Raw genomic sequence first — 13,862 nt, 5'->3', positions numbered from 1 at the left:
ATTGTGCAATTTTCGACGGGTGATTGCAGGCAAACTTCTGCTATTCTCAGAATCAGCCATGATCCGAGCTCCATACAGCTTGATTGTGGTCAGGCTGCGGAGGGTGGTACGAACACCGTCTGCGGCCGTTTTCAGTCGGGCAATGGTACAGGGCCAGCTTATGATGCGCAACCAAAATCACCATGGCATGGTGATATGAAGGGTATTCAATGTAAGCTGGCTCGGGTTGCTCTGGGTTGGGGCGTGCTTGAACTGGCGAGCGCTGCGAACGTTTCAACGCAAACAATCACCCGTTTAGAGAGAGGTGAAACGCTGCGCCCAACTACCCTCCGTGCCATTCAAGAGGTGCTGGAACGGAATGGTATCGAGTTCATTGCGGAAGACAGCCATGCAGGTGTTGGCGTGCGTTTCTCACACGTAGAGAGCAAGAACGTTTAGAATCGAGTTGTTCCCGAGTTGTGCCTTCTGACTGGCGCTTGCGCGCGCCAGCGTTGGGGAATTCCCTCCTAGATTGTCGTGTAGTAAGGCGCCAAAGCCGGTGCGATGGCCCGGATTATCCGTATAGCAGTCTGGTATGACTGACGCCCAACTCAAGCATTTTTCTTGCAAATATAGAAAATATGGATATTCTGGAAACTTCTATCGGAGTTCGTTTCATGCGCCAGTTCACGACGGGTGACCTAAATAAGCAGGTTGGTGACGTCACCGATGCTGCCAGCCGCGAGCCGGTCGTCCTGACGAAGCATAGGAAGCCGCGCTTTGTCCTTATGAGCTACGATCACTACGAGCGCCTGCGCACCGGCGGCGATAGCCGGAAAGTATATCGTGCGTCGGAAATGCCCGCAGATCATGTAGACCTGTTTGAGGCGGAAATCGATCGTCTGGCGCGTGGCGAGGGCTACGGCGATGAGCCGTGAATTTCTCCCAGGCCAGATCATCGCCTATCAGTATCTCTGGGCTTGGCAGAACGACCGCGGAGAGACAGAAGGGCGCAAGTCGCGCCCAACTTGCGTCGTCGTCGCGGTCCATAGCGCCAAGGACGGCCTTACACACCTTGCTCTTCTCGCTGTCACGACGAAGCCGCCGCTTTCAGATCGTGTCGCCATTGAAGTTCCTGATACGGAGGCACGCCGAGCAGGCTTGAGCGACCTGAAGCGCTGCTGGGTGATGATCGACGAGTACAATTACGATATCGCTGAGCGGTCGTGGTATATCGAGCCCGATGAAAACGTTATCGGCCGTTTCAGCAAAGCGTTCATGATGAAGATCGCAGCGTCGTTTGGCGAAGCCTCCAGAAAGTCGGGTCGCCGAATTAGCCGACTTGATTGATCTACCCGACAAGGATTCGGCAAGCAGGTGCGCTCAACTCAAGCAGATTTATTCCGCCGTGAAGGGGTTCGAACCTGCAACCCACCTTCCAAAACCCGGTTAAGTGGTTGATGTAACAGATTTGTGGGAATAGCGTCGATTTGCAGATGGAGTGTTCCCTGCAATCGCTAGAACGGCACCGATGGTGTAATCGGAGTTAGGAATTACCCTACTGGAACACACTGGCCAGCCAGGAGTGCAAAGACCGTTGCCCTGCAACAACCGAGCCCTCCCGTGCAATTCCACCTTCAAAGTTCGTGACAGCTGCCCCGGCCTCCAGTGCGAACAGCTTGCCAGCGGCAAGGTCGTAGTAACTCAAACCGTCTTCGAAATAGCCATCGAGGCGCCCGCTCCCCACATAGGCAAGATCGAGTGCAGCCGAACCAAGTCGACGGACGCCCGCAGCTCTATCCATGATCGTCTGCAGACCCACCAAGAACTGGCCTTTGGCGATACATCTCAACTGCCCAGGCACGGGCATCGAAATCGACACCATCGCGCTCTCGGGAGGCTTTGCCGCAAGCGCCGGAACTCGGACATCGTTCACCCATGCCCCCCGTCCCCGGACGGCAGAAAACATCTCGTCTCGAATGGGATCAAAGACCACTCCCAGCACTTCGCCGCTCTCGTCGCACAACGCGATGCTAACCGCAAAATACGGAATGCCCCATACGAAATTGCTTGTCCCGTCCAGGGGATCTACGACCCAGGTCTCCGTCTTCTCACCCGCGTGGTAGCCTGTCTCCTCCCCGAGGAAGCCGTATCCGGCTGCAGTTTCGTTAAGGACCTTCAGGATTGCGACCTCTGCCGCCGTGTCCGCTTCGGACACGTAGTCGGCGTGCCCTTTCTGGTTGACGGCATCGGCTCCCAGGCGGCCGAAGCGCGAGAGAAGCTCTGCCCCGCCTGCCCGTGCGGCCTCCTTGGCCGCCAGAAACAGGTGATCGATCTCGTCATCCTTCACGGCTGGTTCCCCAAGAATGTTGCGGCGCTGAAGTCGAGGCCCATGTGCTGCCCATTGTCCAGCCTCATAGGTGCGTCGACCCATACCGATAGCGCTTGGCCCAATGCCATCCGATGCACGAAGCTGCGCCCGACATAGCGAACATCTTCGACGACGGCATCGATATGGCCCTGGCCCGCCGCCGTCATCAGAAGCCGCTCCGGCCGTATGAACAGCGTGGATGCTCCTTGAATCTCACCGGTATGAAGGGGCATCGTGCGGCCATCGGCAAGGCGGAAGCCAACGCCCTCGGCGTTGCCCTCCAGGAAATTGGCATCACCGACGAATTCGGCCACGAAACGAGAGGCCGGACGGGCATAGATGTCCTCAGGAACAGCAAGCTGCTCCACCACACCTCCATTCATCACAGCGATCCGGTCGGATAGCTCAAGAGCTTCCTCCTGGTCGTGCGTCACGTAGATCGCCGTAACGCCGATCCGCTGCTGCAATTCGCGCAACTCCTGTCGCAGCGACACGCGCAGCCGGGCGTCGAGATTGGACATAGGCTCATCGAGCAACAGCAGCGGTGGATCGATCACCAGTGCGCGCGCCATCGCAATGCGTTGCTGCATGCCACCACTCATCTCGGCTGGATAGCGCTCTTCGACATTGCGAAGCTGGACCTGCTCAAGCGCGTCCCGGACACGCCGCGTAATTTCACTCTTGCTGACCTTGCGGATACGCAAACCGTAGGCGACATTCTCGAAAATGGTCTTGTTTGGCCAAAGCGCATAATTCTGGAATACGAAACCGATGTCGCGCTCCCAGGGCGGCTGTGCCGAGACGTCCTTACCGTCAAACTCAATCCGCCCCTTGTTGATTGGATGAAATCCGGCGATCGCCCTCAACAGCGTCGTCTTCCCGCAACCCGAAGGTCCGAGAAGCGTAAAAAACTCGCCGGGCTGCACGGTCATCGAGACATCCTTGAGCACCGTGACGTGGCCGTAGGCTTTCGAAACCGACTGGATATTGACCTCGCACCCCCGTGCGGGAGCTACTGGATGGATGGCATCAGGCATTCTGTAACCTCTGCGACTGGCCATAACGCACGACCAAATAAAGCGGGATATATATGATCATCATGAGCAGGATGGTCTGCGCCGCAGACACGCCGAAGTCGGCATCGACAAGCGTGTTCTCGAAGATCACAGCGGTCATTGGCTTCCAGGGCGGCCGGTAGAGCACGATCGTCGAGGAAAGCTCGGTGACGATATGCAGGAAAGTCAGCGTGGCACCGGTGATTGCGCCAGCAAGCATGAGCGGCGCGGTCACGCTCACGAAGACCTTGAACGGACGGGCGCCGAGGCTTAGCGCGGCTTCGTCCAGCGCCGGGTGAACTTGGCGAAGTGAAGCTTCCGAGGCCTTGACCGTAAACGGCAGGTTCCGGATCACATAGGCAAGCGCGAGGATAAACCAAGTGCCTGTCAACTGTAGCGGTGCCTCGTTGAACATCATGATCAGGCCGATCCCGAGAACGGTTCCCGGGATCACATACGGCATCATCACAGTCATGCTCAGCAGCGGAGCAATCAAGCGGTAACGTTTGCGCACAAGGACGAAGGCGATCCCGAGACCGCCGGCGAAGGCTACGATCGTGCCGGCGAATCCCAGCGACAGCGTCACCCATGCTGATGTCAGCCCGCTCTGCCACATCGTTGCGTAATTGGACAGCGTCAGAGAAAACCGCGGCAGACCGACACGCCACTCCATGAAGCTCGTTGCAAGCACCGTCAGATGTGGGACAAAGGCAAAGAACAGCACCGTCGATGCAAAGATCCACGCTGCCACCTGACCCATTGCCGATAGCTTGCGGCGGTCCGGTCGGCGTGCCGACACGACCGCAAAGCCCCGTCTTGCCAGGTAGATCTGCTGTGCCATGAGAAAGAGGCTGGAGATTGCGACGAGAACGACCGATCCCGTCGCTGCAAGCGCGGGGTTTCGCCCGGCCTCGCTGAGGAACGACGTGTAGATCAGGACCGGAAGCACACTCAGATCCAGCCCGATGATCCTAGGCGTTCCGAAATCCGAAAGAGCCGCCATGGTGGCAAGGTACAACCCGGTTATGATGCCCGGCATGGCCAGCGGTATCTCGATCGAAAAGCGCGTCCTTGCCGGCCTCGCGCCGAGACTTTCGGCAGCCTCGATGTGGGAGGCATCCAGCCCCGAGAAGGCGCTATGGCTCAAGAGGAAAATGACCGGGAAGACGAGCCATGCGATCACCCATATCACCCCATGCATCCCGACGATGGTGAAGTCGATGCCGAGGAAGGACGTCACCACACCATTGCGCCCGAGGAGGAGCCGCCATGCATAGGCGCCGAGGAATGGCGGCGACACTGACGCCATCGTTGTCAGGAACACGATCGCCGTTGATCCACGAACATCGAAGCGCGCCACGACATAGGCCAGCGAAACCCCGAGTATGGCGGCGATCGCTGTAGCCGATAATGACACGATCAGGCTGTTCACGGTAGCTCGCAACGTGTCCCGGCCGGTAACGAACGCTAGGTAATTGGATGCGGTGATGGTCGGCTCGCGCGCTTCGAAGCTGAGATAGGCGTTCTGGGCATGACGCAAGGACAGGCTTCCATCCGGGTTGGCTTGGCCGGCAAGCGGTTGAGGCGCCGCCTTGTTGAAGAGACCGCGAGGCGCCTGCTGACTGACGACAAGACGAACGCCATCGACGGAGACCGCGAGCTGGTTGCTGCCCTCAGGCGTTACCGAGATCGGCTCTTCGGCGCGCAATAGAATTGTCGTCGGATCGACGTGCAGGACATCGAGCGCGAACTGCCCGGACTTGGTGACCTGCAATGCCTTGTTTTTTTCGACGATACCAGCAGTGAACTGGCTCGTCATTTCAGGGACAGGCTCCAGACCTGCCGCACGATGAACGATCGAAAAGCGACCTCCGTCACCGATGACGGAGGCGCTCAGGAGCCTAATTTGGGGCAGTAGAATGGTCGCGATGCAGACAAGGAGCGCGACAATCGAAAAGAACAGCCAATTATCGCGCCAGAACCTCATTTGCCGGTCAGTTCCTGGAAGCGTGCGACGACGACCTGCTTGGGATCGACCGGAGAGATGATGTTGAGGCTACCAATGTCGGGGAGAACGCTCGGCGGCGTAACATCGTTGCGGGCCGAACGCCTGACCGTTGCGTCGCGCACGACTTCGTGGGAACCTTTCGATCCGAGAAAATCGATAAATGCCTTTGCCTCGTCAACATGCGGAGCGCCAGCGACGATCGCCTGCGCATCGACCTGACCGGTCACGGCATCCGTGGGATAGATGACGTCGATCGGCAGTCCCCCGGCCTTCCACTTGGCGCCCAGATCCTCGTTGATCCAGCCGACTGCCGCCTCGCCGTCGCGAACCGCATTGAAGGCATCATCGGATCCCGGCGCGATGCGGGCGCCCTTGGCGAGATTGCCCACAAACTCCCAGCCCATCTGCCCGGCAAGCGCCGACAGAATAGTGTAGCCCGTTCCGGATTTTGCCGGATCGGGAATGATCAGCGATCCAAGCCCCTTCCACTTGTCCGAGACCAGATCCGCCTGCGTCTTCGGAAGATCGCCGGCCTTGACCCGCTTCGTGCTGACGATGATCGGCTGCAGCAGAACCGTATAGGGATGCCAGATATGGTTCGGATCGACGGTGATCATATCGCCGTCCGTCTTGCTTTCGTAAGCTTGGAAAAGAGAACCGTTTTCGTCGAACGTCTGGGTCGGACCACCCCAGAGCACATCGGCTGTCGGGTTTTTCGATTCAGCGCGGAGCCGCTCGACAACCTCACCCGTACCGCCGCGCACGACAGTCACGGTGATATCAGGGCGCACCTTCTTGAAGGCATCGAGCACCGGCCCCGACGTGGTTTCGCCATGCGATGTGTAAACGACAAGATCAGCCGCCATGCCGTGGCCCGCAACAAGCGCCACGCCTGCAAACAGCACTGCTCCCAAAGACTTCTTCATCATTGACGGCTCCCCTTTGTTTTTGCCGATACCAATAAATCTATTAAATGGCATAAATAATCCATTGGCAACCGCATATCGTGCAAAGAAAATAGGAGTCTCAGCAATAATGCAGGCTAGACAGGGGCAGATTCGCCAATATATGATCCATTAAATGGATTATTGGGGGCCTTCGTGGCGATCTCTGGCAACAATCACGCCTATTCCGGGCGTTACAATCGGCGACTGGTATTCGATCTCATCCGCCAGAAATCCGAGATTCGTCGAGGCGACCTGGTTGATTTGACCGGCCTGCAACCACAGACCATCTCGAACATCACCCGCGACCTGATCGACCGCGGCCTGATCACTGAAACCAGTCAGGCTGCCGGCGGGCGCGGCGCCCCGCAGAAGCTGCTGACGCTGGCAGACGGCGCCGGATGCTCCATCGGCTTTCACCTCGATCGCGATCGATTGACGGGCGTGCTGTGCGACCTGAAGGGCCGGGAAATCATTCGCATCGACAACGAAAGTCCCTGGGTGGATCCAGGCGAGACAGTCGCCTTGATGTCCAGCGTCGCTGCGGAGATCGCCGAACGGTGCCGGGGCACGCCTTGCTGGGGGATTGGCGTTGCAATGCCGACTTTGCAGGAAGCCGATTTCGAACATTACGTCGGCTCGCCTGGCTGGCAGACCTGGGGCAATTTCGAATTGGCCGATGCCCTTGAACGAGCCTCCGGTCAGCCCGTGATCATCGAAAACGATGCAACGTCGGCAGCAATCGCAGAGCTGGGCTCGCCCCGCGATGTCGACCTGACGCATTTCGTCTACGTGTTCATCGGCCACGGACTGGGTGCCGGCATCATAATCGATGGCTTGCCGTTCCAGGGAGCCTTCAACAATGCCGGTGAGATCGGCTTGCTGAACTGGCCAAGTGAGTTGCAGCCCGAAGCCGGAATTGCAGCCACGCCATTCTCGCTCGATGAGCTCGCGCAGGCGATGAATTGCGAGGCTCGACTGCTGGAAGTGGAAGGCGCCCTCGATAGGCTCTACCAGAAACGAGACACCGGACTGATGCGCTGGCTCGAATTTAACGCGAAAAGGCTTCGCGTGCTGGTCTCCATCATCGAGAACCTGTTTGATCCGCAGACGGTAATTGTCGGCGGAACGATATCGCCGACGATTCTTGGATCTCTGGTCGACCGCACATATCCATTGATGCCTTCCGTTGCGGCACGCAGAGCGCGTGAGATACCAAGGCTGCTGACAAGCACGCTCGGCCCGAGCGCTTCGGCGGTCGGCGCGGCGATGCTTCCCGTCATCGCACATGGCAGTCCCGATTTTCGGCGCTTGTCATTGATGCGCGGCCGCAAGATCCCCATCGACCCAGAAACACAGTTTGATCGTGTGGCCGGCTAGGCCGCATTTCGACACCTGACAAGCATCGGAGATCCCATGAAAGTTGCTGTCGCCGGCCTTGGCTATCGCATGGCAAACGTTCTTCAGTCCTTCCAGAAGGCAACTCCCGACCTGACCATTGTCGGGCTCGTGGATCCGCAGCCCGCAGGACTACAGCAGATAGAGAAGGCGGGCCTTCTCGTTTCCCGGCGGTTCGATACGGTAGATGAGATGGTAGCGCAGTCCGGCGCCGACCTCCTGATGGTAGGCTCACCCAACACGTTCCATCTAGAACATATAGAGAGTGGGCTGCGCGGCGGCCTCAAGGTCTTCACGGAAAAGCCCGTAGTCATAAACGAGGCCCAAACACTCGAGCTTGCGGCGCTTCTTGCGAAGTACGGAAGCGACCGGGTCCTCGTGGGCCTGGTGTTGCGCTACTCCGACCTCTATCGTGACCTCCGTCACGCGCAGGCGACCGGGCAGATCGGTGAGGTCGTCTCCATCGAGGCATCCGAACATATCGCCCCCTATCATGGCGCGTTCTTCATGCGCGATTGGAGGCGCTACGAGCGTTTCGCCGGCCCTTACATCCTTGAGAAATGCTGCCACGACCTGGACATCTACGCGAGCGTTGTGGGGAAAAGAGCGAGCGCGGTGTCAAGCTTCGGCGGTCGCAAATCCTTCGTGCCGCAGAACGCCCCGGAGATGATGACGAACGCCGAGCGCGATCAGTATTTCCGCAAGCCAAGCGGGTGGAACACAACGGAAAAGGTCTTCGACAGCGACGCCGACATCATTGACTATCAGACTGCGCTTATCGAATACGAAAGCGGAGCCACGATGGCGTTTCACGCCAATTTGAATGTTCCGAACCAATTCCGCCGCTTCTGTGTCGTCGGCTCAAAAGGCACGGCGGAAGGCGACTTCGTACGAAACAACTTCACGGTCCACGCCGCATCGACCGGTCAATTGCTGGCCGAGCGACGCTACGCGGGAGATGAGAGCGACCACTACGGTGCCGACGACCAAATGGCCGCCGATATCGCAGAAAATCTCCTCCATGGCGCCTCGTTGCCTGTTGGAGTCATCGACGCGCTTGAAGCCGGACTGACCGCCGTCAAGATTGATGAAGCACGGCGAGACAGACGAGTGATCGAAATGGCCGAGACCTGGGAGAAATTCGACGCAGCGTTGCAGGGCGAGCCAGTCACGGTGCCGGCATGAACGAGGGGTTCGATATTCGCAAGGCAGTGCATGGTGACGCGGAGGCGATCCTCGATATCTGCGTGCGGACGGCCGATGCCGGCCACGATGGCCGAAGCCTCTACAGCGATCACCGATATCCCGGGCTCATCTGGGCGCTACCGTACCTGACATTCAACCCGGAGACTGCTTTGGTGCTGACGCGTTTGGGGAAAGTTGTTGGGTATGCCGTGGGCGCCGTGGATACCGCAAGCTTCGAAGCGGAGTTGGAGCGCGCTTGGTGGCCGGAACTGCGCCGGCAGTTCACGGACAAAATGCCGTCAGCCCCAGGTGATGGATACGTGCTCGACTACATCCGGCGTCCTGAGATTTCACCAAGCGAGATCGTATCGCACTATCCGGCGCACCTGCATATCAATCTGCTGCCCGAAGCACAAGGAAAGCGCCTGGGGACGACCCTGCTGGAAGAGCTTCTGATCTCGCTAAAGATTGCGGGCGCCCACGGCGTCCATCTCGGCATCAATCACATGAATGAGCCTGTCGCTGACTTCTACCGGAAGCTTGGCTTCAATGAGATTGCAAGACTGCCATCCATCGTTATGACAAAGAGCATATAGCCGCCACGGCGGCGAACTTCGGCATCTCTTCCCTGGAGGCAATTGGGTCTGCCTCGAACTGTAGCGTTGGCGTTCTCTATTTCTCGACCGGACATGCTGAACAAACATAGTCTTGAAATCCGCAAATCCGACGGCTTGGGCCACTCGAGCGTAACGACAACGCAGCTGTCGACGATCCTATCCCGGGAACTCGATTAGAACCCTTGATGTTCATCTTGTTCCTCCCGCAGTGCGTATGAAGGTTTGGCTTTCCTAATTCATGAGCGTCGCATGAGCACCAAGAAGACAACGCAGAGACTTGCGCCGACGAAGCCACCAAGTTTGCTGCAGCAGCTCGCGGCGAACCCCGACAAGCTGTTCACGGGATCGTTTCGCCAACAATTCGCCGTACTTTGCTTCCGCTATGTCGGCAAGCAGCAGGATCTGCAGATTCTTGTTTTGACGTCTAGGGACAGTGGTCGCTGGATCATTCCCAAAGGATGGCCAATGAAGAGGAAAAAGCCGCACGAAGCGGCCGAGATCGAGGCTTGGGAAGAAGCTGGCGTCGAAGGGCACATTCGAAAAGAGCCGGTTGGACGATACACCTACCTAAAGCTGCTGGACGACGGCGACGTCGCTCCAACCATCGTTGACGTGTTTCAGATGCTGGTCACCGAACAGAGTGATAACTACAAGGAGAAAGGCCAACGGATCCTTGCCTGGGTGTCTCCTGAAGAAGCCGCAAGGCGCGTTCGCGAGATAGAGTTGAAGTCGCTCTTGGTGGATTTCAAACCTAGAACCTGAAGAACGGAACCGGGCATCTCGCAGACAACCGTTCCTGCGATACCGGACCAATGATCTCGGCATCACTTGATAGCAACCGTGGCTGAGCAAAAAAAGCCTTTTCCGCAGGTTAATCAGCAATGTAGCCCACCACGAAATTTCGCTCAGATGTGAGCGCGATCTCATCTAAACTGCGTATGCTTTCACTAAGGATCAAGACCAAATTCCCAACGCGCTTCGTCCATAAAGGCCGCCAGCTGGGCGGCCGCTTCCGCAGCCGACCAGCCGAGGTGTGGCGCGGCTAGGTCTGCGGCGGCGCGCGCTTGAGACATGCCAAGGTCAGGTTCCCATCCAACAGACAGACGCCGACGTAAGATATCGGATAGCGTGCGTGCCTGCTCACTGCCTACGGCGTGTGCTATTGATGCCTCACTCACTTCTCCCAAATTCGTCGAAGCAGGTGCAACGTAATTGGACGAAGTCGCCTGCAGCGACGGCGACAATCGACGACCAACCGCGCGGCTGAGGCGCCTGCCGGCATCGCGATGTGTCATCAGCAGGCCACCCGTAAATGTGAAGAAATTCGGCAGGCCGGAATCACTCATATCGTGCTCCCGTACGCTTGGCGAGGTATTCTGGCCATCAGCACCAAGGCTGCGCGGGCGCACGCCTGCCCAGGAATAGAGAACATCGCTACGAGACAGACCAAAGCCCGGAAAGAGCCGGACAAGCTGATCGAGGATGGCGGAAATCTCCGCTTCGTTCGCACGGAATCCTTCCGGATTGCCATCCGATTTCGAGTCCCACGGGCCGACATAGTGCAAGTCGCCCCAAGGAATTAGATAAAAAGGGGAACCGCTTGGCGTCACGGTCTCGAAACCCATGCCGGCAAGAGCCTTTGGCAGGCGTAGGGCGATGTTCGTGCCCTTCTCTCCCGTATTGCGGCGCAGTTCCGGCTTGCCGGCAATGGCGATCATCTCGTCCACCCATACACCGGCGCAGTTGACCACCGCACGCGCCGTGACCTCGCGCGATCCCTTATCGTCGGTCAGCGTTGCTTGCCAGAGATCCCCCAGGCGGCGCAGGCCAGTCACCGCGGTGTAGTTGAACGCTTCCATGCCCATTGCTCGCGCCGCCATGACTGCATCGACGACGATGCGCTCGGGCCATCGGTACTGGTACTCGGTGAACATCATCGCCCCGCCAATCTCGTCGAGTCCAGCCATCCCTTGTAGTGCAGGATGCTCACGCGCCTCTTTCGGCTGCAGCAAGCGAAGATCCAGCGGAACTTTGCCGCCGTCGCTAGCCGCCATCAGGCGAAAGGCAAGCCAAGCCTTCCACCGCGGAATAGCGTTTTCTTTTGTCAGAGGCACGATGAAGGTCACCGGCTTGACCCGCTCCGGCGCTGCCTGGACGAACTCCGCCCTACCCTGCATCGAGCGGCGCATCAGGCTAAAGCACTCGATCGCATTGCGCGGCCGCGACAGGAAGGCGGTGATGGAGCTGCTGGCAGCCGAGAGATAGCCGAGCCCGCAATGCTGCAAGCGCGACGTCTTGCTTGATGTCCCCGACCCATAGTCACCGCGCTCGACTAGAAGAGTCCTAAATCCGGCCGCCGTCAGCTCCTGGCCGGCGGCTGCGCCAATGATACCGTCGCCGATAACGAGAGTGTCGTAGATGTCAGCCATAGCTGCGTCCATTCCTGCCGGTGTTGATATAATGTGAGAACGTTCGCAAAAAATTCTCCGAGCTGTCAAGACAGTTGACCACGAGATGATTTTATATAATACGTATTATAACGTCCTATCGAAAGGCAACCACAATGGCCCTCCCCGACACCTTCGACTCCGGCGTCCGCGCCGCCCTTTCCGCGATCGATGCGGGCAGCGTAAAGCATGTATTCTTCATCGCCTGCGGCGGTTCGCTGTCGATCATGCACCCGGCAAAGTTTCTTCTAGACCAGCATTCCCCGCTGCCGTCCGACGTCTACAATGCAGCGGAGTTCACGGCGCGGGCGCCGCGTTCACTCGGAAAGGGTTCGCTGGTTATCCTGTGCTCCATGACTGGCACCACAAAGGAGACCACGGCTGCGGCAGAGTTCGCCCGCTCGAATGGTGCGACGACGATCGGCCTGACGGTCGAGCCCGCCTCGCCGCTCGCAAAGGCGGTCGATTACACTGTCGACTTCGAAGCCCCCTACACCACCGGCGTGCCGATCGATGCTGTGAACAGCAATTATTCGCGCATCTATCAACTGGTCATCGGCTTGGTCGCCAAGACCGGCGGTAAGAATCTGACGGCAACTCTGATCGACAGCCTGCAGAAGCTTCAGCCGGCTATCGACAGGGCGCACGAGACCTTTGCGCCGATCTTTGCGGATTTTGCACCGCGCTTTGCCAAGGAAGACGTCATCTACACAGTCGCCAGTGGCGCGAGTTATGGCGCAGCCTACTCTTTCGCCATCTGCGTGCTGATGGAAATGCAGTGGATCAACAGCCAAGCGATCCATGCCAATGAGTTCTTCCACGGACCGTTCGAGGTCCTCGACAAGAAACGCTCCTTCATCCTCCTCAAGGGTGTCGACAGCACGCGGCCGCTTGAGCAGCGCGCCGACGAATTCCTTCATCGCTTTGGATCGGCGGAAAACATCCTGGTGCTCGACGCCGAAGCGCTCGATCTCGAGGGCATCGACCCAGCTTTCCGCGGCAATCTAGTGCCGCTGATCTTCTTCGACACATTGTGGCGCTTCGCCTATAAGGTCGCTGAGCTGCGCAGCCATGAAATGCTTGAGGCGCGCCGCTACATGAAGAAGATCACTTACTGAGCAGAGACAACCGGATCGGGGACGGATGGAAGACCAGGAAAACATCTTACCCCTTTACGAACAGGTTCGGCGCTCCATCCTGGCCAGCATAGACGCTGGCCAGTTTACGGAGAGTGGTTTTCTGCCGCCCGAACCCGAGCTGATGGCGCTCTATGGCGTCAGCCGCATTACGCTGAGGCGGGCTATCGGCGATCTTTGCGAAGCCGGCCGACTGCAGCGACAGCAGGGACGAGGAACGCTCGTCCTGCCAGGCAAAGTACGCCAGACGCTCGTCTCGCTTTCCGGGTTTTCCGAAACGATGGATGGTCTGGGGCGCAAGGCCGGGCATCGCATCCTCTTACGCGATGACAAGCCCGATGCGCCAACCGTGTGCGAGCGGCTCGATGCCATCTCCCTCATCCGCTTTGATCGTCTGCTGGAAAACGACGGCATGCCGATGACGCTGGAGACGCTGTGGTTCGACGCGGCACGCTTTCCAGAAGTCGTCGCGCCTGTCGCCGCCGGCCAGTCCTTCTTCGCTGCCTTGCGCGACAAGGCCGGCGTCATTCCAGCTCATGCGGAGCGGCAGATCGATGTCGGTTTCGCAGCACCGGCCGAGCGCGCCATCCTGTCTGTCACCGCATCGCAGCCAGTCTATCGGATCGAAAAGACTGTGACGGACGCCGACGGCCGACCTCTAGCCCTCTCCCAGCTCATCACGCCGAGCAACCTCGTTACTTACACGATCAAGACCTGAAAGG

At 58.6% G+C, this 13,862-nt stretch carries 14 protein-coding genes; 9 read left to right on the top strand and 5 right to left on the bottom strand.

What is annotated here, in order from left to right:
* The first annotated feature begins 195 nt into the window (after positions 1–195).
* The 3 genes from QTL95_RS04015 (at position 196) to QTL95_RS04005 (ending at position 1,329) form a co-directional block, all read left to right on the top strand.
* The gene (locus QTL95_RS04015) at positions 196–438 is read left to right on the top strand and encodes a helix-turn-helix transcriptional regulator (protein ID WP_289718804.1); all 243 of its coding nucleotides are present in this window, start codon (positions 196–198) and stop codon (positions 436–438) included.
* 218 nt (positions 439–656) lie between these two features.
* Entirely contained in the window at positions 657–917 is a 261-nt protein-coding gene (locus QTL95_RS04010) for a type II toxin-antitoxin system prevent-host-death family antitoxin (RefSeq protein ID WP_289718663.1), read from the top strand.
* The gene (locus QTL95_RS04005; protein WP_289718662.1) at positions 907–1,329 is read left to right on the top strand and encodes a hypothetical protein; all 423 of its coding nucleotides are present in this window, start codon (positions 907–909) and stop codon (positions 1,327–1,329) included. The genes QTL95_RS04010 and QTL95_RS04005 overlap by 11 nt, the downstream gene beginning before the upstream one ends.
* A gap of 208 nt (positions 1,330–1,537) precedes the next feature.
* Here QTL95_RS04005 and QTL95_RS04000 read toward each other — a convergent pair whose 3' ends face one another.
* The 4 genes from QTL95_RS04000 to QTL95_RS03985 form a co-directional block, all read right to left on the bottom strand.
* Positions 1,538–2,329: an inositol monophosphatase family protein gene (locus QTL95_RS04000; RefSeq protein WP_289718661.1), complete on the bottom strand. Its 792-nt coding sequence runs from the start codon at positions 2,327–2,329 to the stop codon at positions 1,538–1,540.
* The gene (locus QTL95_RS03995) at positions 2,326–3,387 is read right to left on the bottom strand and encodes an ABC transporter ATP-binding protein (RefSeq protein ID WP_289718660.1); all 1,062 of its coding nucleotides are present in this window, start codon (positions 3,385–3,387) and stop codon (positions 2,326–2,328) included. The genes QTL95_RS04000 and QTL95_RS03995 overlap by 4 nt, the downstream gene beginning before the upstream one ends.
* Positions 3,380–5,224, bottom strand: a complete 1,845-nt coding sequence (locus QTL95_RS03990) for an ABC transporter permease (RefSeq protein ID WP_289718659.1) — start codon at positions 5,222–5,224, stop codon at positions 3,380–3,382. The genes QTL95_RS03995 and QTL95_RS03990 overlap by 8 nt, the downstream gene beginning before the upstream one ends.
* 164 nt (positions 5,225–5,388) lie before the next feature.
* Entirely contained in the window at positions 5,389–6,342 is a 954-nt protein-coding gene (locus QTL95_RS03985; protein ID WP_289718658.1) for an extracellular solute-binding protein, read from the bottom strand.
* A gap of 171 nt (positions 6,343–6,513) precedes the next feature.
* On the opposite strand from QTL95_RS03985, the gene QTL95_RS03980 reads away from it, so the two are divergent.
* The 4 genes from QTL95_RS03980 to QTL95_RS03965 all read left to right on the top strand — a co-directional run bounded on the left by QTL95_RS03980 (position 6,514) and on the right by QTL95_RS03965 (position 10,319).
* On the top strand, positions 6,514–7,737 hold the full coding sequence (locus tag QTL95_RS03980) for an ROK family transcriptional regulator (RefSeq protein ID WP_289718657.1): 1,224 nt from the start codon (positions 6,514–6,516) through the stop codon (positions 7,735–7,737).
* 36 nt (positions 7,738–7,773) lie between these two features.
* Entirely contained in the window at positions 7,774–8,940 is a 1,167-nt protein-coding gene (locus QTL95_RS03975; protein WP_289718656.1) for a Gfo/Idh/MocA family protein, read from the top strand.
* Positions 8,937–9,536, top strand: coding sequence for a GNAT family N-acetyltransferase (locus tag QTL95_RS03970; RefSeq protein ID WP_289718655.1), 600 nt, complete (start codon positions 8,937–8,939; stop codon positions 9,534–9,536). The genes QTL95_RS03975 and QTL95_RS03970 overlap by 4 nt, the downstream gene beginning before the upstream one ends.
* 270 nt (positions 9,537–9,806) lie before the next feature.
* On the top strand, positions 9,807–10,319 hold the full coding sequence (locus QTL95_RS03965) for an NUDIX hydrolase (protein WP_289718654.1): 513 nt from the start codon (positions 9,807–9,809) through the stop codon (positions 10,317–10,319).
* Between the two features lie 185 nt (positions 10,320–10,504).
* Here the strand turns inward: QTL95_RS03965 and QTL95_RS03960 are convergent, their stop codons facing one another.
* Positions 10,505–11,986, bottom strand: coding sequence for an FAD-dependent oxidoreductase (locus tag QTL95_RS03960; protein WP_289718653.1), 1,482 nt, complete (start codon positions 11,984–11,986; stop codon positions 10,505–10,507).
* Between the two features lie 134 nt (positions 11,987–12,120).
* Here QTL95_RS03960 and QTL95_RS03955 point away from each other — a divergent pair, with 134 nt between their 5' ends.
* Together QTL95_RS03955 and QTL95_RS03950 are read left to right on the top strand one after the other, a co-directional pair.
* A complete protein-coding gene (locus tag QTL95_RS03955; protein WP_289718652.1) occupies positions 12,121–13,122 on the top strand; it encodes an SIS domain-containing protein in 1,002 nt (333 codons plus the stop codon).
* A gap of 25 nt (positions 13,123–13,147) precedes the next feature.
* Positions 13,148–13,858 carry a GntR family transcriptional regulator gene (locus tag QTL95_RS03950; RefSeq protein WP_289718651.1) on the top strand — a complete coding sequence of 237 codons (711 nt, stop codon included), beginning with the start codon at positions 13,148–13,150 and terminating at the stop codon, positions 13,856–13,858.
* Positions 13,859–13,862: the final 4 nt, after the last annotated feature.

Source organism: Rhizobium sp. S152, from assembly GCF_030380735.1.
GTDB lineage: Bacteria > Pseudomonadota > Alphaproteobacteria > Rhizobiales > Rhizobiaceae > Rhizobium.
The sequence above is the reverse complement of the archived record's forward strand: the minus strand, read 5'-3'. Positions and strand labels throughout refer to the sequence as shown.